Source organism: Microbulbifer mixtoriginis (SeqCode), assembly GCF_052467515.1.
In genome coordinates, this window is the sequence record NZ_CP174314.1 from 2,706,560 (window position 1) to 2,725,431 (window position 18,872).

General features: G+C 39.9%; 18 protein-coding genes. 11 read left to right on the top strand and 7 right to left on the bottom strand.

Annotation, left to right across the window (positions count from 1 at the left end; all coding sequences use genetic code 11):
- Window positions 1-50: 50 nt before the first annotated feature.
- The 4 genes from ACJJIT_RS11470 (at window position 51) to ACJJIT_RS11485 (ending at window position 1,897) form a co-directional block, all read left to right on the top strand.
- Window positions 51-236: a DDE-type integrase/transposase/recombinase gene (locus ACJJIT_RS11470; protein ID WP_444898469.1), complete on the top strand. Its 186-nt coding sequence runs from the start codon at window positions 51-53 to the stop codon at window positions 234-236.
- A gap of 105 nt (window positions 237-341) precedes the next feature.
- Window positions 342-509 (top strand): IS3 family transposase, encoded by a 168-nt coding sequence (locus tag ACJJIT_RS11475; RefSeq protein WP_444900913.1) that lies wholly within the window; start codon window positions 342-344, stop codon window positions 507-509.
- A gap of 108 nt (window positions 510-617) precedes the next feature.
- The gene (locus ACJJIT_RS11480; RefSeq protein WP_444898470.1) at window positions 618-1,115 is read left to right on the top strand and encodes a GNAT family N-acetyltransferase; all 498 of its coding nucleotides are present in this window, start codon (window positions 618-620) and stop codon (window positions 1,113-1,115) included.
- A 215-nt stretch (window positions 1,116-1,330) separates the two neighbouring features.
- Window positions 1,331-1,897: a hypothetical protein gene (locus tag ACJJIT_RS11485; RefSeq protein WP_444898471.1), complete on the top strand. Its 567-nt coding sequence runs from the start codon at window positions 1,331-1,333 to the stop codon at window positions 1,895-1,897.
- A 796-nt stretch (window positions 1,898-2,693) separates the two neighbouring features.
- On the opposite strand, the gene ACJJIT_RS11490 is transcribed toward ACJJIT_RS11485, so the two are convergent.
- Complete coding sequence (locus tag ACJJIT_RS11490; protein ID WP_444898472.1) at window positions 2,694-3,722, bottom strand: AraC family transcriptional regulator; 1,029 nt, start codon at window positions 3,720-3,722, stop codon at window positions 2,694-2,696.
- 175 nt (window positions 3,723-3,897) lie between these two features.
- On the opposite strand from ACJJIT_RS11490, the gene ACJJIT_RS11495 reads away from it, so the two are divergent.
- The 5 genes from ACJJIT_RS11495 to ACJJIT_RS11515 all read left to right on the top strand — a co-directional run bounded on the left by ACJJIT_RS11495 (window position 3,898) and on the right by ACJJIT_RS11515 (window position 10,054).
- Entirely contained in the window at window positions 3,898-5,814 is a 1,917-nt protein-coding gene (locus ACJJIT_RS11495) for a DUF3604 domain-containing protein (protein ID WP_444898473.1), read from the top strand.
- Window positions 5,815-5,918: 104 nt separating this feature from the next.
- On the top strand, window positions 5,919-6,833 hold the full coding sequence (locus ACJJIT_RS11500) for a peptidyl-prolyl cis-trans isomerase (RefSeq protein ID WP_444898474.1): 915 nt from the start codon (window positions 5,919-5,921) through the stop codon (window positions 6,831-6,833).
- Window positions 6,823-7,884 carry a HupE/UreJ family protein gene (locus tag ACJJIT_RS11505; RefSeq protein ID WP_444898475.1) on the top strand — a complete coding sequence of 354 codons (1,062 nt, stop codon included), beginning with the start codon at window positions 6,823-6,825 and terminating at the stop codon, window positions 7,882-7,884. The genes ACJJIT_RS11500 and ACJJIT_RS11505 overlap by 11 nt, the downstream gene beginning before the upstream one ends.
- 635 nt (window positions 7,885-8,519) lie before the next feature.
- Window positions 8,520-9,377 (top strand): hypothetical protein, encoded by an 858-nt coding sequence (locus ACJJIT_RS11510; protein ID WP_444898476.1) that lies wholly within the window; start codon window positions 8,520-8,522, stop codon window positions 9,375-9,377.
- Between the two features lie 197 nt (window positions 9,378-9,574).
- On the top strand, window positions 9,575-10,054 hold the full coding sequence (locus ACJJIT_RS11515) for an AAA family ATPase (protein ID WP_444900914.1): 480 nt from the start codon (window positions 9,575-9,577) through the stop codon (window positions 10,052-10,054).
- Window positions 10,055-10,076: 22 nt separating this feature from the next.
- Here the strand turns inward: ACJJIT_RS11515 and ACJJIT_RS11520 are convergent, their stop codons facing one another.
- Window positions 10,077-10,709, bottom strand: coding sequence for an MIP/aquaporin family protein (locus ACJJIT_RS11520; RefSeq protein WP_444898477.1), 633 nt, complete (start codon window positions 10,707-10,709; stop codon window positions 10,077-10,079).
- Between the two features lie 277 nt (window positions 10,710-10,986).
- Window positions 10,987-12,390, bottom strand: a complete 1,404-nt coding sequence (locus ACJJIT_RS11525) for an MFS transporter (protein WP_444885300.1) — start codon at window positions 12,388-12,390, stop codon at window positions 10,987-10,989.
- A 136-nt stretch (window positions 12,391-12,526) separates the two neighbouring features.
- Between ACJJIT_RS11525 and ACJJIT_RS11530 the strand changes: the two genes are divergently transcribed.
- Window positions 12,527-13,318 carry an amidohydrolase family protein gene (locus ACJJIT_RS11530; RefSeq protein ID WP_444898478.1) on the top strand — a complete coding sequence of 264 codons (792 nt, stop codon included), beginning with the start codon at window positions 12,527-12,529 and terminating at the stop codon, window positions 13,316-13,318.
- Between the two features lie 54 nt (window positions 13,319-13,372).
- Here ACJJIT_RS11530 and ACJJIT_RS11535 read toward each other — a convergent pair whose 3' ends face one another.
- The gene (locus tag ACJJIT_RS11535; RefSeq protein ID WP_444898479.1) at window positions 13,373-14,338 is read right to left on the bottom strand and encodes a UDP-glucuronic acid decarboxylase family protein; all 966 of its coding nucleotides are present in this window, start codon (window positions 14,336-14,338) and stop codon (window positions 13,373-13,375) included.
- 374 nt (window positions 14,339-14,712) lie between these two features.
- Between ACJJIT_RS11535 and ACJJIT_RS11540 the strand changes: the two genes are divergently transcribed.
- The gene (locus ACJJIT_RS11540) at window positions 14,713-15,432 is read left to right on the top strand and encodes a glycerophosphodiester phosphodiesterase (RefSeq protein ID WP_444898480.1); all 720 of its coding nucleotides are present in this window, start codon (window positions 14,713-14,715) and stop codon (window positions 15,430-15,432) included.
- A gap of 106 nt (window positions 15,433-15,538) precedes the next feature.
- Here ACJJIT_RS11540 and ACJJIT_RS11545 read toward each other — a convergent pair whose 3' ends face one another.
- The 3 genes from ACJJIT_RS11545 to ACJJIT_RS11555 are packed head-to-tail and all read right to left on the bottom strand — an operon-like array spanning window position 15,539 to window position 18,742.
- The gene (locus ACJJIT_RS11545; RefSeq protein ID WP_444898481.1) at window positions 15,539-16,720 is read right to left on the bottom strand and encodes an FAD-dependent oxidoreductase; all 1,182 of its coding nucleotides are present in this window, start codon (window positions 16,718-16,720) and stop codon (window positions 15,539-15,541) included.
- A 9-nt stretch (window positions 16,721-16,729) separates the two neighbouring features.
- Complete coding sequence (locus ACJJIT_RS11550; protein ID WP_444898482.1) at window positions 16,730-17,704, bottom strand: NAD(P)-dependent oxidoreductase; 975 nt, start codon at window positions 17,702-17,704, stop codon at window positions 16,730-16,732.
- A 15-nt stretch (window positions 17,705-17,719) separates the two neighbouring features.
- Window positions 17,720-18,742: a hypothetical protein gene (locus ACJJIT_RS11555; RefSeq protein ID WP_444890645.1), complete on the bottom strand. Its 1,023-nt coding sequence runs from the start codon at window positions 18,740-18,742 to the stop codon at window positions 17,720-17,722.
- Window positions 18,743-18,872 lie beyond the last annotated feature (130 nt).

An 18,872-nucleotide genomic window follows, 5' to 3' on the forward strand; every position in this document is an offset into this window, starting at 1 on the left:
CAACGAGAGCATGGTATGTCGACGAAACCAGACTCCCATGGGCAAGTGATGTGACCTATCTGAAGATCAATAGGAAATGGCAATATTTAGCCGTGATTATTGACCTTTACTCCCGAAAAGTAGTGGGTTGGGAATTGTTGGATACTCGAACTGTTGAATCGACACTATCAGCGCTAAATAAAGCTTTCTGTCGCAGAAGCGATAAAATCAGATCTAATATTTCACAACGACCATGAGTCTGAGTTCGGTGCCTATGCATACCAAAACCGACTCAAAGAACCAGGTATTGACCCAAGTATGAATCGACCAGGGTTTATGAATAATAATGTGTATGTAGAATCATTTTTCCAGACACTGAAACTGAGAGTATCAAAGGGTTTTACTTTGAGTCGGTTAAGGAACTTAGGGCGAACTTATCTTGGTGCCTTGATAAATGCTATAACTTGAAGAGAAGACATAGTTCAATTGGGTTCAAAACCCCAGTTGAATATGAAAGAATAGCCGCATAAGGTGAATATAAGGTGGCGTCTACTTTCAGGGGGGGCTCCTGCGCTATGCTTCAGCCACCCCTAAACCGAACGCAATGCGTTCAATCCAATTTACAATAAGGGTGTAGCTTGAAAATAAGACATTTAGAAGAAATAGACCATAAAGACCTTCATGAAATTTATAGCTTTAGTGAGGTATTAGCGAATACTTCACAGCCTCCATTTTTGAGTTCCTCACAAGTTTCAAACCTGTTCTCGTCACCGGATCAATACACTCTGATTGCAGAAATAGATGGGAAAGTAATTGGACACGCCACTTTATTCCTAACAAATAAAGCACGTGGAAAACACACTGCTTCAGTAGCTATTGCTGTTCACCCTGCTAGTCAAGGTAAAGGTGTAGGGAAATCTCTAATGCAAGAGGCAATTAATCAGGCTGATAACTGGCTGAATTTAGTACGCGTGGAATTAGAAGTACATGCTGACAATATATCAGCAAAATCTCTATATGAAAAAATTGGATTTGAAACAGAGGGTGTAAAGCGTTTGAGCACGTTTAAAAATGGTCGATACATGGATATGATATTAATGTCAAGAATTAACCCTAACTACAGATTATACACATAAAATAATATTCAATAATGACTTCCAGCACTTGACTTTTTTCATTCAATCACGGGCTTCCTGTCTAAAGCATAGTGGTTTGAGTTTAGTAATAGTGCTGATCAAAACTTATTGTGGCGCTGCTCAGGCAACATATAACTCCAGTATGCTTTAGCACCAAAAGCCTTACAAATTTTTAAAAATCGCTTCATAAAGCGTAACCTATTAAAATAGAATTTATGAAAATAAAAATTAGAAAAACTTTGAAATCAATCGTTAATATACTCACTTGGATATGGTTTCTAGTACACGGAGCTTTTTCAGCTCATGCTTTTACTTTTTCTCAAGACACAGAAGATAAAGTATATGTAATTAAAAATCCTTGGTTTTTTAAACTACTTAACCCTATCTCTGGTGATTCTCTAGGGTTTACACTTCCTTTCATTGGTGTTGCTTACATCAACGAAACGGCGGTAAAAAATGCAAAGACATCTATAGACGGAGTAATTAAGCATGAAGCTAAGCATATCGAGCAATATTGGGAGTTGGGCATACAACACTTTCAGGTAGATACATGGAAGTTGGAAGGTGTGGCTGAATATGCTCGCGGAGAATCTACTATCCCTCTTTGCGCTTCTGCACTCACTGAAAGTAAAGAGCAACAAAGATACCGGGATTACCATATTGTTGTAAAATATCTTATTGAGAATAAAGGCCTAGGTGAAGGTGGGATATACAGATATCAGGGATACCCATTAAGCGAAGCAGACGATTGGGTAAGTACGGAAGTTTGCGGGGACGCATAACACGATATAAAAATTATGAATTGAATTGACAGACTTCACTATTCTGCCACATTAACCATAGCTATTCGTAGATTTTTATAAAAAATCGAATTTGGGAAAATTACGAAACAACTAAAATGGTATCAAACAAAGAAATATCAAAGCTTAAGCATTTAAGTATCCAAATATAGCACATTACTAAGACCAACCTCTGACAATTAGCTTCTAACGGCTGAAATGACAGTATGGGGCAGCTTCATAACGGTTGCCTTATACTACTGATTGTTAGCGCAGGTTTGTGTTTAACATTCACTTACGATTAGAAAGTATCCTATATTTTTGTGACTTTTCATAGCACAGTAGTAAATCATATATAAGCTAAAACTTTATGGCCATAAATTTAGCCACCCTACCCTAGTAAATAGTAGATGATATGATTCCATCTATCCTCCACAGAGTCTGTCAGTGCTACACCATCCTACATATTGGATCGCCCAGGACGTAAACACTAAAGCTAAGAAGACCATCGAACTACCAAAGATATGGTAATAGGAGACAAGAAATACGAGCTTAATATTCTAGATACTGCCCATAAAGTAATAGATCTTCGCACTATATTCGCACAACAAAGATCGCCAAAAATGGATTGGCCTGAATAGCTCAATATGCAAAGGCCTGTATATAGAAGCCTCAAGAAAATCAGGGTCACCGACACCAAACAAGGGAATATCTGGACTCAATTAATCTCACATATACAAAACTCAAATATAGCCGCTGTCTCTTTGGAAGATCATACTCGCACTCAGCCTATACCAATTTAAATAGAGACACTTTCACTAAAATTATTCCGGAATTCGCGCGGTGATTGTCCGGTCCATTTTTTGAAGCTTCGAGAGAAACTACTAGTATCACAGAAACCTAGTTTATAGGCAATTAAAGTGATAGGGAGCTCATGTTGTTTAAGGTATTGAACCGCTTGATACTTACGTATTTTATCCAGAATGATCTGATAACTGGAATTTTTTTCTTTGAGTTTTCTATGTAGGCTACGACAACTAATAGCAAGCTCCCTGGCCACTGCCTCTTGTGAAAAATCTCCTGAGGACATCAGGTCAATAAGAACTCTATTAGTCATACTGACTATGTCACTCTTCCGCAATCGCTCTAAATAATTTATCAAGGCTTGTTCATTAATGCTAACTAACTCATTGTTTCCTGAAGAGAGCTTCCGGTCAACAAACTCTTGCTTAAATCTAATCTCACAAGAATCAGCCGAAAACTTGATTGGACATCCATACATCCGTTGATGGTATTTAAGAACGGAAGGTCTCGGTCTCTGTAGATTAATAGATATTAAGTGTTGATGGACATCTGGGCATATCTTCCCAATGGACTTTATTAGCAAGGCCATAAAGGCATCTATAGCATGAATACTTGGCTCATAAATAAAGTCATCGACTTTTTTCCAAGAGACTATAACTTGCTTCTTTTCATCATGTATATTAATTCTCATTGCGGTGGTGACCACCTCTGAAAATCGTGCTGACCTCAATAAACTTTCTCTAATGGAGCTACTCGACAAGTGCGCATAACTTAGAGCGTGAAGATTTGTATGTTTGACGTACTTAGTAACTTGCAATCCAATACAATCATCACCTGAGATAGCTTCAGCGAATTCCCATAGTTTTTTCATATTATCTAGAGGTATTCTTTGATTTGCATCCTCAATACATTTTGGGTCAATTTCTGCACTCCGTAGGATTTCTTGGGCAGAACAATATGGTTTCAAGGTCTCAATAATGGGTAATACCCAGGTTGCAATGGTCGTGTGTCCATACTCAGCCATTTACACATATGTCCTAATTAGTCAAGAGATTGGCATTATCGGCAAAGAAACCTATAAGCCAATCGATTAGCATCCACTGACTCATTTCCTTGCCTGTCAAGATTATCCTAACAATCTTGGCATGTTAAGTGAGTCTATGCTTTAAAAAAAGTAAACAACTATAACGATTAAAAACATGAAAAGTCTTATAAAAAAAGTTGTGTATCTTACCGGGCTGGCAGTAGTCACTGTGCATCATGTTGCTATTGCTAATGAGCCGACTCAGCTTTTTTGGGGAGATATGCACCTTCATACCTCATACTCATTTGATGCCTTCTTAAGCCAAAACTATTCGGCAACCCCGGATACCGCTTACCGCTGGGCAAAGGGGCAACCGGTCATTCACCCTTATACCCATGCAAAAGTACGTATCGATACACCTCTGGATTTTCTAGTGGTATCGGATCATGCTGAAGGATTGGGTGTTATGAGAGCAGTGGTTAATGAAACAGATGAGCTCGATAGCGAGATGTCCTTTTATCAGTCGATGATGCGCTGGTTTGCCAAGCAGCATATTCGCTATAAGGTATCGATCAATGAGGGTATGGATATTTTCAATGAGCTACTGCCAGCTAAAGCACTAGACTCGGAAACCTACCTTGATCCTGTCCAGGATCCAGCTAACCAGCCCCCGGAACCAGTGCTTGGAGATTTGAATAAAACCCGGACAAGCGCCTGGAACGATATAATCGACGCCGCAGAGCGTCACAATAACCCAGGTACCTTCACCAGCTTTATAGGCTGGGAATGGAGTTCAACACCAACCGGGGCTAATTTACACCGGGTCGTGGTGTCCCCAGATGGTGCAGAAAAGGCTAAGCAGTATCTTCCTTTTGGGTCTGACCAGAGCCAATATCCAGAGGATTTATGGTACTGGTTAGATGAGACTTCTCAACGAACTGGCAGTGAATTTATTGCCATTCCCCATAACTCCAATGTTTCCAAAGGCTACATGTTCGCAGAAACCACACTGCGCGGTGAGCCAATTGATGCACAGTATGCGCGCACACGTATGCGCTGGGAGCCCTTAGTCGAAATAACACAAATTAAGGGGGATTCAGAAACCCATTCAAAACTTTCGCCGCAAGATCCCTTCGCCGACTTCGAAAATTATCCATTTTACTTACAAGCTGATCCAGAGGCTTACCGTATTGCTAAAGGTGACTTCATTAGATCCGCCTTGCGTACTGGCCTGGAGATACAGGATAAAATTGGTGTAAACCCTTATAAGTTGGGTTTCATAGGGTCCACGGATTCACATACTGGTATGTCTACTGCAGAGGAGAACAATTTCTGGGGTAAATTTGCCCATGATTCCATACCAACTAGCAAGCGTACCAACACTGTCATTGGCGGGACCAAGGCTACTGGCTGGAATATGTCTGCTTCTGGACTCGCTGCCGCTTGGGCAGAAGAAAATACAAGAGAGAGCCTTTTCGCTGCGTTTAAACGCCGTGAAGTGTATGCCACTACCGGACCTAGAATACAGGTACGTGTCTTTGCCGGCTGGAACTTCCCTAAGCACGCCATAGATGCTGAAAATATCGCCGAATTGGGATACATCCATGGCGTACCTATGGGAGGAGATTTGACCAAACCACAAGAAGCTAACAAACCAATTCAGCTGCTCATACGTGCGGTTAAAGATCCCAAAGGAGCAAATCTGGATAGAATCCAAGTTGTTAAATCCTGGTTAGATACGACAGGAAAAAGCCATGAAAAAATATTCAATGTTGCTTGGTCTGGGGAACGTACTCTTAACAACCAAGGAAAATTAGATTCTGTGGGTGATACAGTAAATCGAGAAACAGGACAATATACCAATAAGATTGGTTCTATTGAATTATCCACTTTATGGCAAGACCCAGATTTTGATGTAAATGCACGCGCTTTTTACTATGTTCGAGTATTGCAGATCCCTACTCCACGCCATTCACTCTACGATGCCGTAGCCTCAAAAGAAATTAATGATGGAAGTATTCAGATACCACCTGAAGGGCCCGCGGTTCTCCAGGAGCGTGCTTACACCTCTCCTATCTGGTATACCCCCTAATATCTTTAATAAACCCGATAACTAAAGAAGCCTGATGGTTAATTTCGTTAATCCATTCTGATGAAGAATAGAAACTCTCTATAAATATCAATGGAGGACATTAAATGCAGTGGAAGTTTGAAGAACTAAGAAAAGAACCCCTGCTACACTTTTTCATTATCGCATTAATACTATTCATCGCTGCAGAATTTCTAAACAAAGATAATAGATTCAATCAAGAATACACCCTACTTATAAACGAAGACAAGATAATTGAGCACCTCCAATTTCAGAAAAAAACATTCAACCAAACATTTGCTAGACGTTATTGGCAAAGCCTAACTCAAACTGAAAAATTCAACTTGATTGATGATTACATTAGGGAAGAAATACTTTATCGAGAAGCGATCAACCTAGGTTTACAGGAGCATGATCAAATTATACGAAGACGACTTATTCAAAAGCTGGACTACGTAACTGGAGGCTTTTCTAGTAAGATAAGTATTACTGATGAAGATTTGAAAAATTACTTTCAACTTAATCAAGAAAAGTATCGCATCGAAGCATCAATTACTTTCACCCATGTTTTCTTTGATGCGAGGCATTACTCTAAAGAAAATTTAGAGGAGACCGCCAAGCAGACTTTGGATCAACTTTTAAAACAATCAATCCCTTTTGAAAAATCTTCCCTCTATGGGGATAGGTTTCTTTTCCATCGAAACTATGTAGAACGAACTTCTCAACTAGTAGCTAGCCATCTCGGAAATACTTTGGCGCAGAATGTTTTCCGCCTGCCCCTAAACACCTGGTCTGGCCCGCTTGAGTCCCCTTATGGTCTACACCTGATATTGGTTAGCGATCACAAAAAAAGTCGCCTACCCAGCCTTAGCGAGGCCTACCCCTTAATTCTAGAGGATTATCGACGAGAAAAATTGGAAGTGAATAAAAAAATGAAATTTAAAGAATTGCTGGCTGAGTATAGAGTTGAGTGGGACAACTCCTTACCTTATGTGCCTATGGACACAATCTATGCTAAATAGAAGTCTCTACAAGACCATTACAACCATTATAATTTCGTTACTAGGTACAATCTTTAATAATCTAAGCTTTGCTCATGATGGAAGACCGCTTTACATTGAATTAAAAGAGATCTCGGAAAGCAGATACATCCTTCGCTGGAAAACACCGCCAGTTATGCAACCAGGTACTGAGCCTGAAGTAAGTTTGACAGGAAATTTTTGCCAAAGGCACTCAACTACATTAGATTTTTCTGGGCGTCATGTTAAGAGCTATCTATGTCAAGCCTCCCACCGGCATGATTTTAAAGAAGCAGAGAACACCCTTAAATTAAAAATCTCTTACCCAATTGCTAACCCTGCCTTATCAAGCTTAATTCAATATGAAAAACTTAAGGGTGATACAATCAACATCTTTAATGGCCCAAAGATCTTAGTAATAGACTTACCTTACAAATTAACCATTTGGGAGTGCGTTAAACAGTATATTGAAGCTGGATTTCTACATATACTAGAGGGCTATGATCACTTGCTTTTTGTATTATGTTTAGTATTTATTGCCCAAGGCCTTAAGAGTATTTTAGTCGCTATTAGTGGATTTACATTAGGACACTCCCTCACATTGGGGCTCGCAAGTTTAAATCTATTCTCCATTAGAATTGATGTTGTGGAAGTTTTGATCCCATTAAGCATTATGTTTCTAGCCGCAGAAATTGTATACGCCATTGAGCGGGGTAATAAAAATACTTTGACCTGGCGTTATCCTGCTATTGTAGCTGGTGGATTTGGGTTGTTACATGGGTTCGGGTTTGCCAGTGCATTAACAGAATTAGGTCTTCCACAAAGTCAGAAAATCATCGCTTTGTTTAGCTTTAATATAGGTGTAGAGCTTGGACAGATACTCTTTGTTTTAGTCTTGATTGCTTCAATTTTCCTGATCAAGTGGACCTTTTCAAGGTGGAGCGTTTCATTTTTTTATAAACATATCTTGGCACAGTCAGGGTACATTATTTATCCAGTTGGAGTAGTTAGTGCATATTGGTCAATCGACAGGGCTCTGGGTTTGATTTACTAAGTTAACTAAACCGTTAACTGTAGGTTAAACCGATATTAATCCAATAAAGCATTTCGTACCCTGAAAGATCCAAAAGGCTCAGACTTATCGTATTATTTGTACTATCGCTATGAAAAGAATGCTGCGCTTGCAGTGCTGCAGCTCAATGAAACATCGTTCAAATCACACCCTGCACTGGTATCAGACCGATATATGATAAGATTCATAAGGTGCCAAACTTTCCATATCTGGTACATTCCACTTCATCATTGCCTCATAAAGAGACTAACTAAAACGTCAGTACAGATATTGAAGTCCCGCTGCAGTATGCACATTGGTGCCAATTAGGTGTAAGTGTTCATAGCTGGCTCTTTTCAGATTCTTTCATCTCAAGCCAGTAATCGAGCCCTTAAAGTCAGTGTGCCAAGAGGTAATTTGCTTGAGAAGTGAGTATGCTAGTATTCGCTCGGTTTGTAACGAGTAGCTATAGGTAAAGGCATTTGGTATACAGCCTCTTCAAAATATGGTTTATATCAAATTTTACTCACAACCTGTCTAGCTATTCCTATACCTTTTGGTTAAGTAATTTTCTTACGCTTGAAGAACTAATAATAATGAGAAAATACTGAACATTTAATTTCATCAAGGGATTGCATATGACTCCAGATATTTTCACCGACTTAAAAATCCAGCAAATGATTAAATTTTGCTCTACTGGCTATGATGTATGGGGTAAAATTATCAAGAGAGATGTCAGCAACAACTACGTTGCTGGCCGCGATCGTTCTATAGAAGGTCAGATATATTGGAATCACCTTAACAGTGAAGTTAGTTGTATTTTGGCTATTCACTCCTTTCTCAGGGAATACTTAACTTCTAAAGTGCCAGCTAGTGAAATCTCACAGCTTGACTCGATGAAAAACAGCTTTTTGTTAACGGTTGTAGATTATCAAAGACTTTGCTCCACAGCACACCTTACAAACAATATTGACAAGAAAATTGAGAAAAATAATGCTCTCAAAAAAGACAGAAAAATTAACCTTGGCATTTCAACTTCTTCTTTAGCCTCATCCATCCATGATATACCCTCAAAGATCAATGGAATTGTGGCCACTATACTTGCACTTAAAAGTCTAAAACAAAATCTTGGGGCGGTGGATACCAGTTGGAGCGAACACTATAGAGCTGTCCGTCGTGATTTTCTGTCTATTGCTTCAAATATCATTGGTCTTTTTGCACCAACAGCAGTAGGAAATACAATTATTGTCGCGTGGATGTATAGCGATATACGAGACCTTAAAAATTTTAATAAAACCGGTCTAGAATTATCAGAAAACAAGCAAAAACTCTTAGATGCTGCTGGCAAATTCAGTGGCGATACATCCATAGGCGACTTCTATACTTATGTGCTTGTAACAGCGCTGGCAGAGCATTACGGTTTTTCACCGAACAACGGAATTAAGTATAATCCACAGCACCCGCATCTGAATATGGCGAAAGTTATTATGGGGTAGAATATAACTATCGGCTATTTTACATCACAAGAAAATATCTATTCAAAGCGCAGAAATAGTAATATTGGTCAACCTTAGTATCGAGACAAGCCAGGAACATAGATCGTTCTTTGCTACTATTTCTGCTCTTAAAATCAACAGGAAGAGTTATTAACTAATTCTCTTCAACTATTTTATAGGATACATCATTGAGCAAGGTGTTAATATTTGGCAATTCAGCCTCAGGAAAATCCACTCTAGCAAAGCATCTTTCCCAGAAGTTAGGACTTGCACATTTAGATTTAGACACTTTGGCATGGCTGCCAACCTCTCCCCCTCAAAGAATGCCTCTAGATGAATCTCAATTGAAGGTCATTGACTTTCTTGAGAAACATGAAAACTGGGTGGTAGAGGGGTGTTATACAGATTTATTAGAAATTCTGGCTGACCAAGCCACTGAAATCATATTTATGGATCTTAACATTGAGCAATGTATACACAATGCCAAGTCTAGGCCATGGGAACCGCATAAGTATGACTCTAAAGAAGCTCAAGATTCAAATCTAAATATGCTGGTTAATTGGATAAAGGATTATAAAACAAGGCTAGATACCTTTTCTTACGACTCACATTTGAAATTTTATGAATCCTTCCAAGGGAAGAAATCTATTTATAGTAAAAATCAAACTTATACTTAAAAAGGGTGATTCTACAATGCTACTAAGTATGTTTACTGGGCCTAAATAGTAAATAACTAATCAATGCTCCTACAGTTCCACCAACAAAGGGCATGAATAAATAATCCCAGCTCCAGGCCTTTGTTGCCAAAGCCACAGCCGGGTTTAAAATTCCGTATGAAGCGTTATGGGATACAATCAACCCTAGCAGTAGTGAGCCACCCACAACAATCCCTGAGGTGGCCTTACTTATATCTTTATTATATGTCGTAGACATAACCCCAAAACTAAAGAAAGCAGTTCCCAATGCTTCACCAATACCGCTAAAAACAGAGGCTTTATGAGAAACCAGCCAACCTTCCTGACCCAATGGCACATACATGGTTACCATCAGTAACGCCAAAACTCCTCCACAAACTTGAACAATTACATAACCCAAAAAGTCTCTAAAGCTAATCTTCTTGGAAATTAACATGGAAAAAGAAATTGCTGGGTTGATATGACAGCCAGAAATACCCCCAAGGAGATATACGCATAAGCCCAATGCAAGCCCCGCAGCAATAGGTGTCGCTATGGGAAAAGGGTTACTTGTGGTTAGTGAGGTTAATACCGCTGCAGCGAGAATGAAAGTACCAATCAATTCTGCAGATAACCTTTGTATAAAAGTATAATTCATAGGCATTCTCTCAACATCAGCAAATTATTCTCAGCATTAACACAATCGATTTGACTGAAAAATTGTTTTCTATTGGGCACTTAAAAAGTGCCTAGATGATTGTAGACTATTAAACATCATTGAATGGCTTAATTTAGATCTGGTTTTACATGCTTTTTATTTACCAAAGATGTTTCTATTGATTAAATAGTTTTCAATCATTGAAGAGTGATCACTGAGAATCTATGGCCTCCCTAATAACTTAAGTTAGAGTACCTTATATATTCTCTAAAGAGCTTCACAAAATTCCCTCTTCTTCATAATCTACTTTCACATCTTTACCTGTTACAAATAAAACACACACTACAAAGCCTGCCAAGGCAAGGTAGGCATTGACTGTAAAAGCTCTATCAATACCTGTGGGAAGATCTGGAGCCATAGCAACGATGGTGGTATTCATTCCTAATCCTAATGCCCCACCGGCTATTTGATACATATAAAGTATTGCTCCAGCTAGACTTGATCGGGATGGATCGACTACCGTTATCGCCGCAGTCGTTATTGTGGAATAGAAGAGTCCAACCCCAGCACCCAGAATCATCAAGCCGGGAATAAGCACCGGATAGGTGGTATTGGCAGTCATGTGCGAAAGCATAAACATTCCGATACACATGCAAATGGTACCGGCAGAAACAATCACTTTAGCTCCAAGCTTTTCATACAAACTGCCAGATATATAGGAAACTATGCCAAATACCGCCATCATTGGTAACAACCCTATTCCAGAAAATGCTGCTGAGTAACCCCTAACTTTGGTAAGAAACTGAGGGATATAGAGTAATGCTGCAAAAAAGACCACAGAGAGTAGTAATGTTGCCATGCCCGCCGCAAAGAACTTATTATTTGTGGCTACATCTTCAGGGATTAAGGCATTCTTGCCAGCATTGCGTTCTACGATGATAAAAAGCCCCAAAAATATCAAGAAAACTGCAAATAAAGAGACTATCCAGGGGCTTTTAAAGCCAAAGTCTACCGCCAAATCCAGCGCAACGAGCAAACCAAACAAAGAGATAGACAGAGTCGTTACTCCTGCATAATCTATTTTTTCATCAACTTTATCCGGACTGTCATCGGCGATCACCTTCCAACAAACTAGGCAAGCCAGAATCGCAATGGGGATGTTAATAAAAAAGATCCAGCGCCAACTAGCTAAATCAGTTAGTATTCCTCCCAACATTGGCCCAATGGCATTGGATGCTCCGCAGACTGTCATAATTAGGCCACCTGCCAAGCCTGAACGATCCTCCGGCATTAATCCATAGATCATCCCCAGAATGGCCGGCCACATCATTGCGCCTCCAATACCCATTAGTGCCCGAGATATTAGGAGCATCCACATATCTACAGCCAGTCCACCAAGAAGAGAAAAAAAGACAAAGATTGCAGTGCCAATAAAGAAGATACGTCGGCGCCCAAACATATCGGCCAAGCGCCCTCCGGAGATGATTAGAACGCCAAAAACCAGGGTATATCCGTTTATTACCCACTGAGCCGTAGTGATATCAGAGTTAAACTCCTTCTCCATTGCAGGAATCGCTACAGAGAAAGCTGTGAAGTCATTTGCAATAAGAAATACCGCTAGACTGAGTGCTACCAAACCCCAAAATTGGGTTTTTGTCAGGGGAGTCCTAGTTTCTGTCATGGTATCCTTCCCGGCACTTATTTTTACAGCATGAACTAAAAAATCGTTCTAGAAAGTTTGGCCTATCTGACCCTTTTAGTATTAATTTTTTGCGAGCGCATTACTTTCAGAAAGTCACTCAATCCAAAGTCTTTAGATGTTATTTATTATGCCTACAGATAGAACTGCTATTTTCGACAGTCATTTTCACATTATTACCCCTGGTTTTCCTATTTTTTCAAATCAAGGATTTACGCCTGATTTCTTTACCACCAGCGACTATTTGGACCGGGTAAAAAATTACGACCTTCTCGGTGGTGCAGTTATTTCAGGGTCTTTTCAGCGAAATGATCATACCTACCTAATGGATGCTCTAAAAAACCTAGGGAAGAATTTTGTAGGAGTAATCCAGCTTCCGCCAGATACCAGTGATGAAAAGATATTGACGCTCAATGAACATGGCGTCCGTGCTGTAAGATTCAATCTAAAGCGTGGGGGTTCAACCTCTGCAGCAACTATCAGGGATTTCGCACAAAGAGTCTATGAACTGGCCAATTGGCATGTAGAACTCTATGTAGATTCAGCCAACTTGGCCCCTCTAGAAAGCACCTTACTAACCCTACCCAGCGTGTCTATTGATCACCTGGGGTTGAGTCAATCTGGGCTCAAGTTGCTGCTATCTCTTGCCGAAAAAGGTGTACGAGTGAAAGCAACAGGATTTGGGCGCCTGGACTTCAATCCATCTAACGCCATTAAGGATCTTTATCAGGCTAACCCTAGCTGCCTTATGTTCGGTTCAGATTTACCGTCTACTAGAGCACCGCGCCCTTTTCGAGATGAGGATGTCACATTAATTAAAAATACTCTGGATGAAACGGGAGCCAACCAAGTTCTTTGGCAAAATGCTAAAGCATTTTATTTTCAACAGAATGAACAGATAGGAAGTTAATGTGTATTAATCTATCAATCAATATTGCCAACTTCAATGTTTAAGGCTTTGAAATTAATTTTTCAATAACCCAGAGCTCCCTCTTATACAAAGCAGCTTCTCAAAGTAAATAATGGTTTGTTTAAGTCCATCGTTTAGCTTTACTTTGGGTTCCCAATTAAGTAAAGATTTTGCCTGATCAATAACTGGTTTACGCTGACGAGGATCATCTCTTGGTAATGGTAGGTAGATCAATTTTGAAGATGACCCCGTTAATGAAAGTATACGCTGAGCCAGCTGACGAATAGTAATCTCAGATGGATTTCCCAGATTGATGGGTCCCGTTATGTTTGCTGGAGCCCCCATCAAGCGAATCAATCCTTCAACTAAGTCATCAACGTAGCAAAAGCTTCGTGTTTGTTGGCCCGTACCATATATGGTTATATCATCACCCTTAAGCGCCTGAACGATGAAGTTACTTATTACACGCCCATCATTTGGGTGCATTCTTGGTCCGTATGTATTGAAAATCCTAGCTACTTTAATTTTCAATCCATACTGACGGAAGTAACTAAAAAACAGAGTTTCAACACACCGTTTCCCTTCAATATAACATGAACGCATACAAACCGGATCTACCTTTCCCCAGTACTGCTCAGACTGAGGATGCACTTCAGGGTCTCCATAAACTTCGCTCGATGAAGCCTGGAGTATTTTGGCGTTAACTCGCTTTGAAAGGTCAAGCATGTTGATTGCGCCATTAATATTAACCTTTAGCGTCTGTACTGGATCAACCTGGTAATGAATTGGCGAAGCTGGGCAAGCCAGATTATAAATTTCATCGACATCAACATATAATGCGTTTGTTACATCATGCTGAATAAAATTGAAACATGAATTCGATAACAGATGTTTTATATTGTGCTTTACCCCCGTGTGTAAATTATCAGCGCAGTAGACATCATGCCCCTCTCCCAATAATTTTTCACATAGATGAGCCCCTAAGAAGCCGGCGCCACCTGCAATCAATATTCGTGACATTATAATTCCACATTTAAAACACCAAACCTATAAATCATAGAAGCGAATAACACGCCCAAGCCATAAAACCTATCAAATACACTATCTTTAAGATAGAGTTAAATTTAGCCACTTATTATTTATGCCATAAAGATAATTGTATCACAATATTTCACGCCACTGTTAAATGGTTAGCCCCACAAGGATTCATAATTCAACCCATAACAGTGACCTATTAAGACTCAGCCAAATTAGTTAAGGAAACACATTACTATTTGAGAGAACCACCTATTAACACTTACAAACCACTATCGATTAGTATTAATAACAACACAATCTTCTAGAATACACCTTATAAATCATTTATTTATATCAACTACTTGGACTTTCTGAAAATGGCGTTAGGCACCCTCTTCTGCTTTGCTCACCGAGGTTACCAAGGCTTGTTTAGTGAAAACACACTACAGGCAATTGGCGAAGCACTGGATTTGAAGGTTGGAGGAGTAGAAATTGATATATGGAATATTGGCGGTCAACTTCTTGTTACTCATGATAGGCGCCTAGGTCGTTTGCAACCTGGGAATACAAAGATTACAGACATGCAACCAGAAACTCTTAGAGCTATGCCTTTACCCTGTGGCAGTAAGATTCCAACGCTACAAGAAGTCTTAGACTTAATAGGTGACAAGGCTCAATTAAACATAGAACTCAAAGGCCCTAATTGTGCGACACTATTGGCACAAGAGATTCGTATATTTGTTACAGATAGGGGAGCTACTTTTGATCAATATATAGTATCTTCATTTGATCAATTACAATTATATGAATGCCTACGCCTAATACCAGAAGTTCGCCGCGGTGTAATAATAGTTGGGGTTCCCCTCGATCTAGCCGCATGTACAGCCCCTTTGAAAGCTTATTCACTACATACTGCCTTGGACTTCCTCCACAAAGATTTACTTAACGATGCCAAATATCGAGGGTTAAAAAACTATATTTTCACTGTAAATAACCCTGACGACTTAGCACTACTTGCCTCACAGGGTGTGGATGGAGTATTTACTGACAGACCACAAATGGTCTTGGATTTCAATAAAAAAATTATGGGCACATAACCAACCAATCAAAAACTTAATCGGCAATTATTTTTGACTTAAAAATAAAAACATTTACGCGAACATTTAGTACCTATCTTAATTGATTCTCATAGCCCTTAACACTTCAAACTTGCAAAGCGGCTCTTTTTACAGACCAGGGTGACAAATCAAACAAAGGTTTCTCATCCAATACTAGACGCTTTAAATTCTCCCCAATCACTGGGGCAAACTTAAAGGCTTGACCTGAACCATGGCTAAAGATAAAAATATTTTTGCTCAAGCGGTCTAATACAAACCCTGCGTCTGCACTCATTGTATAAGGACATAAGTGTACTTCTGAGCGGGACCTAACACCTTCTATATAGGAAAATACAAAATCATCTAGAATTTGCAGTAGCTCTGTAGGAATCGTCATATTCGGAGTGGGAATGTAATCTGACCTTTTTAACTTATCTGGTGTCCAATCAATACCTATTTTGATCAAGCCTATGCCGTTCTTCGTATTCCCCATATAAGGAAACCCATAGTAAAGCCCTTGATCAGGATCATTCTTTGCTTTTTCCTGAAAACAGAACCACTGTGGATAGGTATCCATACGATCTCTTTCAATCGTATAGTACGCCCATAACATTGGCCAAATCTGAAGCTGTACCTGATACCCCAACAGTTCAAGAAAATTCCTAGACCAAGGGCCTGCTGCTATAATACAACGCTTGGATGAAGCTTTAGTACCATCCTCAAGTAGGACATTTACATCAGTACCATCAGAGACCGAAACCACTTTGGTTCCTAATCTAATTTTATGGCCGCAACGAATCACTTCATTTTTCCAAAAATTTAAGGACTCGCCGGATAACACAGCGCCTGCTGCTGGCTCAAATAGCCCTTGCCAGCCGGGCTTGGTGCGCAGTGGCCAGCGCGCACTAATTTCCTTTGCAGTCAACTCTTCAAAAGGTATTGATTGCCTCTGCATGACATGTTTAGCTGCACAGATACTCCCTTCAATGGTTTCCTCTCCCCAGTCTTCACCGTAAAATAACAAGCCATGGGATACTCTAAGTTTTTTACCATAATGTTTTTCCTGAGACTCCCAAAGTACATTAGAATATTTTGCAGCTTGGCAGTAATATGGATTGGAGTACATCGCTCTGAACATTCTCGTACTACCGGAGCTACTACCAAAAGTATTTCCAATCTGGAATTGGTCACAAACTAGAATGGAATCCACAGATTTACGTAGCGCATAAGCCGAACTAAGCCCTGCCATACCCGCACCAATGATTATCACATCATAGTAGCTTGTCATCTTAACGCTCTAACCGTAGCCAACAAACTGTCTTCCTAAATAATTAAGATGGGGGTAACCGGATTCCAATTTTTTAAAGCAGGCTTCAGAAATTTTACTAAATATAAAATGATAGACTTGCCGTGGATTCACAGACCGCCAAACCTCTGGGTTGTAAAACTCAATAGAATCAGCCATCACTGCACCGGCACTAGAAAGTCCTTCATCAAATACTATCGTGCCTTTTTCTTCCAATATTTGTTGAGCTCCAGATACAAAAGGTAAGTTAGCCACACAAACCAATACTCTAGCCTTTAGATTCCTAGCCAAAGCAACATCAATTATCCGAGAGGCTGATGCGAGAACAACAATATCCCAGTCCTGTGAAATCCAATTTTCTATATTTTCAGAATTGACGGCACCTGAAATACTCCCTCGCTCCAAGATATGGTCATAGACAGATACCAGCTCTCCCATTTTTACCAACCTTTTAACGATTCTGCTCCCAACAGCACCTGCACCATGCACTAGAACTCTTGCCCTGGGGATATTGAGTGCGGACTTTCCCGCTGCAATCGCACCTAAAGCACCTGACGCCGTAGCTTCTGCATAATGCACCTTTGAACCTAATGCGGCTAACACATATTGGGTTTTCGCAGCTAGACGCATCACTTGTGTATCTCCAAAGTTAAGGTCTGCACCAGTGAACATATCTCCTTTTCTTTTATTGAGCTCTGATGCTGCTATGTTAATAATTTCATCAAAGGATGCTTGCGATATGCTATTGACATTTGCAACAATTTTTCCACCCCTAAATCCTGTATGATAGGTTTGGTGCTTAACCTGCATTCGCTCTGCTAACTGACAGGCTTCATCAGCAGCATATTCATCCTTCTGATACTCTAATACTCTCAGGCCGCCATTCGCTGGCAGCGAACTTCTTTTAGCGCAAGCGAAATGGAGTGTTCCACATGACATTTCAATCGAAAGTAAATCTACACTCATGATAGATCCACCATATCAGCGACGCTCCAAGCGAATATAGTGATGAACATAATCCATACTATATTGATTGGGACTATTGAAAATACGTTCCTGCAACTCATCATATAACTTTGCAATCGCAGTAGAACTCCCTCCATACTCAACAATTGATGTATGGAATGTTCGCTCACTCCAACTCCGTATAGTTTTCATCAGCCCCTCGGAAAAGGCTGAAGCATTTCCATCCAAATCAAACTGACTGCGATATGGACATGGTGTCATTTGTATTGACACTTCATGCACGATCCAGTTTTTCTTATGATGAGGCATATTAAGAACCTGCCAAATATCTTCATCTGTACGATAATAATTTTGAAATACTGCACCTTCAAAGGCACTTTTCGATATTTCCCCAGCTTCATACAGCTGCAACCAAATATCATACAGCGTGTCAAACATATCTTTATCTTTTGCGTTATTACCCAGCAAATGGCCGCTTTCATCCTGAGCCAAATCCACAAGAACAAATTGACCACCCACCTCAAACTCCCAGGCTCTCGCCTCAAGCAGTGAATCAAAATCATTCACGGACTGCGCTCTGAAGGGTTCGCGCCGAAAGCCACTCACCTTGTTTGCGTGTATGTGTTCTAAAAAAGTGTCAGGCATTTTAGATAGCCAGTGCATTGTGGTAGCCGCCAGAGCAATATTGAGTGAAGCCTGGGGTGCCACATGATTATAAAAGCTACTGGGTTGTATAAAGACCACTAGATTTTCAAACTTAGCTCTTAATTCGTTTAGATTATCAGCGAGTGTTAACAGATCACTGGATGGTAAATCATTAGCGATATGGTATATCGGTTTATCACCGAGTTTTTTAAATAATCGCCCCCATAATTCCATAGAAGTTCCACCATCTGCAGCGCCATAATCGATAGTGTTACAAAATTTTTTATTTGGTATAGAATCCAAGGCACACAGAAATAAAGGCCAACTTTTATCAATACAGATCTTAGCTCCCAAAGTTTCCTGGGAGTAATTCTGTAACATCCCTATACTCATAGACTAATCCGCCCTCTGTGTTTCTAGCCACTTCCTGTCTAAACAGGAAACATTTAGAGTAATTATAATGTTGACAGATTACCGCAAGGTGGGGCGAACTATTAATAATTACTAAGCAAACAATACAGGC

Coding starts and splice junctions, on each gene's coding strand:
- ACJJIT_RS11485 (WP_444898471.1), top strand. CDS start 1,331: ATGAAAATAAAAATTAGAAAAACTTTGAAATCAATCGTTAATATACTC.
- ACJJIT_RS11490 (WP_444898472.1), bottom strand. CDS start 3,722: ATGGCTGAGTATGGACACACGACCATTGCAACCTGGGTATTACCCATT.
- ACJJIT_RS11495 (WP_444898473.1), top strand. CDS start 3,898: ATGAAAAGTCTTATAAAAAAAGTTGTGTATCTTACCGGGCTGGCAGTA.
- ACJJIT_RS11500 (WP_444898474.1), top strand. CDS start 5,919: ATGCAGTGGAAGTTTGAAGAACTAAGAAAAGAACCCCTGCTACACTTT.
- ACJJIT_RS11505 (WP_444898475.1), top strand. CDS start 6,823: ATGCTAAATAGAAGTCTCTACAAGACCATTACAACCATTATAATTTCG.
- ACJJIT_RS11510 (WP_444898476.1), top strand. CDS start 8,520: ATGACTCCAGATATTTTCACCGACTTAAAAATCCAGCAAATGATTAAA.
- ACJJIT_RS11520 (WP_444898477.1), bottom strand. CDS start 10,709: ATGAATTATACTTTTATACAAAGGTTATCTGCAGAATTGATTGGTACT.
- ACJJIT_RS11525 (WP_444885300.1), bottom strand. CDS start 12,390: ATGACAGAAACTAGGACTCCCCTGACAAAAACCCAATTTTGGGGTTTG.
- ACJJIT_RS11530 (WP_444898478.1), top strand. CDS start 12,527: ATGTTATTTATTATGCCTACAGATAGAACTGCTATTTTCGACAGTCAT.
- ACJJIT_RS11535 (WP_444898479.1), bottom strand. CDS start 14,338: ATGTCACGAATATTGATTGCAGGTGGCGCCGGCTTCTTAGGGGCTCAT.
- ACJJIT_RS11540 (WP_444898480.1), top strand. CDS start 14,713: ATGGCGTTAGGCACCCTCTTCTGCTTTGCTCACCGAGGTTACCAAGGC.
- ACJJIT_RS11545 (WP_444898481.1), bottom strand. CDS start 16,720: ATGACAAGCTACTATGATGTGATAATCATTGGTGCGGGTATGGCAGGG.
- ACJJIT_RS11550 (WP_444898482.1), bottom strand. CDS start 17,704: ATGAGTGTAGATTTACTTTCGATTGAAATGTCATGTGGAACACTCCAT.
- ACJJIT_RS11555 (WP_444890645.1), bottom strand. CDS start 18,742: ATGAGTATAGGGATGTTACAGAATTACTCCCAGGAAACTTTGGGAGCT.